The organism is Lysinibacillus sp. GbtcB16 (assembly GCF_019091145.1).
GTDB lineage: Bacteria > Bacillota > Bacilli > Bacillales_A > Planococcaceae > Lysinibacillus > Lysinibacillus fusiformis.
In genome coordinates this window covers 1-260 of sequence record NZ_JAGXJV010000547.1, presented here as the reverse complement: position 1 = coordinate 260, position 260 = coordinate 1, and the positions used below count along the sequence as shown (strand labels likewise).

Annotated in this window: 1 protein-coding gene; it reads right to left on the bottom strand. The window is 50.0% G+C overall.

Features of this window, described 5'->3' with window-relative positions:
- Positions 1-260: nucleoside-triphosphatase (locus tag KVT27_RS25200; RefSeq protein ID WP_369009672.1), on the bottom strand; the 260-nt coding region annotated here is incomplete at both ends.

Here is a 260-nt window from a genome sequence, read left to right as displayed (position 1 = left end):
CTTGGACATCGATTCCGTCCTTTTCGGCAGCGGCAGCGAGCTTTTTGAGCAAGGTCGATTTTCCCGAGCCGGGTCTCCCTTTGATGAAAATACGTCTCTCCAACGGATTCGTGAGGCGTTGAATAAAGTCGAATGCGCCTTTGGGAGTTGCCGCACCAAAGAACAAGTGGCGCCCGACCGCAGGTGTTTCTGTTTCGTGTCCAGTATAAAGTTCTTGAATTAAACCTTGGGCAACTTGGTCTGCTTTCTCGAAATCCATA